Origin of the sequence: Streptomyces sp. NPDC001796, assembly GCF_042892355.1 — a bacterium.
GTDB lineage: Bacteria > Actinomycetota > Actinomycetes > Streptomycetales > Streptomycetaceae > Streptomyces.
In genome coordinates, this window is record NZ_JBIAUC010000045.1 from 1 (window position 1) to 2343 (window position 2343).

Here is a 2343-nt window from a genome sequence, read left to right on the forward strand (position 1 = left end):
AGCAACGCCCTCAAGAACGACGGCACCACCGAACTCGACATCCGCGCCACCACCTCCCACGGCGACATCACCGCCCGCAGCCTGTAGATCCGCAGCCTCCAACGAGCAGAGCCAGGACTGTCCGGCCGGGCCGGCAGCGACCGCGATCCTCTCGGTCACGGCCGACGACCCGGCCGCCCGTTCCCAAGGGCCCGCGCTCCCGCGCAGCGCCCGGAGAAGTCGAACAAGACGCTTCACGCGACCAGGGGGAACCCATGAGGAAGAACAGCACCTTCTCGACACATGCACAGTGGACCGGCATGGTGCCGGTCGACGACACGGCCCTGGCCGTCACCGACAGCGGCGGCCCCGGGATCCCCGTGATCTACCTCAACGGCCAGTTCGCCACCCAGGGCTACTGGCGGCGGGTCATCGCCGAACTGGGAACACAGTGGCGGCACATCACCTACGACGAGCGGGCCCGCGGCAGGAAGTCGAAGCGTTCGGCGGACTATTCCTTCGAGGCCGCCGTACACGATGTCGACGCCGTTCTCGCGGCCAGGGCCGTGGACCGGGCGCTGCTGGTGGGCTGGTCCTACGGAGCGGTCGTCGCGGCGCACTGGGCCGACCGTAATCCGGCCCGTACCTTGGGCGCGGTCCTGGTCGACGGCGCGTTCCCGCACGACTGGCTCGACGATGCCATGGAGCAGCGAATCCGGAAGCTGTTTCGGCGGATGGGCTGGTTCACGCCGCTACTGCGCCCGACCGGCCTGACCCCGCGGATGACCGCCGAAGAACAGGCGAACAGCAACATCGAGCTCGGCAGGCTCTCCCGCGAGAGCGAGCTGGGACCGGTGCTGGACAACATCGCCGTGCCGGTGCGGTACGTGGTCGCTTCGGGCACGTCCTTCGGAAGCCACGGTGATGAGCAGGAACGGATACGCGCCGGCCTCGATGCAGTGACCGCCCGCAACGCCAACATCCGCGTCGGCGCGAAGGTCCCCAGCAACCACGGTGCGATCCTGAGAAAGGACTACCAGGCCATCGCCGGGGCCGTACGCGAGGTCGCCGCCCTCGACCGCGGGGGGCGCTGAAGACAGACCAGCGGACTGACGGTCAGCCAGGTGGCGCTGAAAGAGGTCGTTTTCTCCCGATGTTTCATCCCGGAATCAGTGTTTGGTCCCAGGGTGTCGGGTCGCGCCAGGAGATGGTGGCTGGCCGGTGAGGCGGAGGGCCGTCAGGTCGGTGACGGCGAGGTGGCGGCGGGCGCTGGCTCTCCAACGTCGCTTTCAGCGCGCCGGAACACCTCATCCAGCGCATCCGGCGCGGCCTGCGCCACATCCAGTACCGCGGCGACCTCATAGACGGCTGCCTCGCCGAAACGGGCCTGACCATCAACACATGACCACCACGACAACACGTTCAACCTCGTAGGCCCAACGATTGGGATGGGGCGACACGCCTAGCCATCACGCAAAAATAGGCACTAAACGGACAATGTGCTGCAATGTTACATATTTAACCTCTCCGTAGGAGGAAATGCCATGGCGGGCAAGCCCAGCATTGTCTTCGCCCACGGACTCTGGGCGGATGGGTCGTGCTTCAACAAGCTCATCCCCACGCTCCAGGCTGAAGGGCACGAGGTTTTCGCCTCACAGCACGGCCTCGACTCGCTCGAAAGCGACGTCGCGTGCGTCAACTTCACGCTCAACCACGTCCCCGGCCCGATCGTGCTAGTCGGTCACTCCTACGGTGGGACCCTGATCACCAAAGCAGGCACCCACGACCGCGTCGGCGCTCTGGTGTACATCGCCGCGCTCGCCCCGGACGAGAACGAGACGTCGCAGGAACAGCTGGACAAATTCCCCCGCACGCCCATCTTCGAGCACGTGGACGTCGCTGACGGCCGCGTGTGGCTCAAGCCCTCAGGCGTCCCGCACTTCTGCGGCGACCTCCCGGAAGCGGAGCAGAAGCTCGTCCTTGCGACGGGCGCTGTGCCAGTGGCGGACCTGTTCAACCAGCAGGTTCCCGGCACCGCCTGGCGGACGAAGCCAAGCTGGTTCATTGTCGCCAACAACGACCGTACCGTGCCTCCCGACCTGGAGCGGTCCGCCGCCGAGCGCATGGGTGCCCACATCCGTTCCGTGGACAGCAGCCACGTTCCCATGCTCTCGCATCCTGACTTCGTCCTCGATGTGATCCGTGAGGCCGCGGAGTCCCTCGACGCCTAGGGCAAGCCGACAACGACCGGCCCCAGCGCAACACGCCAGGTGAGCTGACCCCGGATTCGTGGAGTCCCTGAAACCAGGCTTATGATCCTGGCCCGAAGGAGAACCACGAGCAGTGCCAGCACCACGCAAATAC

The 2343-nt window shown here is 66.3% G+C and carries 2 protein-coding genes and 1 pseudogene; all 3 read left to right on the forward strand.

Annotation, left to right across the window (positions count from 1 at the left end; all coding sequences use genetic code 11):
- Positions 1-254 precede the first annotated feature (254 nt).
- Positions 255-1073 (forward strand): alpha/beta fold hydrolase, encoded by an 819-nt coding sequence (locus ACFYZE_RS36050; RefSeq protein ID WP_389003917.1) that lies wholly within the window; start codon positions 255-257, stop codon positions 1071-1073.
- A 155-nt stretch (positions 1074-1228) separates the two neighbouring features.
- Positions 1229-1384, forward strand: a pseudogene (locus tag ACFYZE_RS36055) (IS630 family transposase); the annotation flags it as partial.
- 139 nt (positions 1385-1523) lie between these two features.
- On the forward strand, positions 1524-2210 hold the full coding sequence (locus tag ACFYZE_RS36060) for an alpha/beta fold hydrolase (RefSeq protein ID WP_389003920.1): 687 nt from the start codon (positions 1524-1526) through the stop codon (positions 2208-2210).
- The last annotated feature ends 133 nt before the right edge of the window (positions 2211-2343 follow it).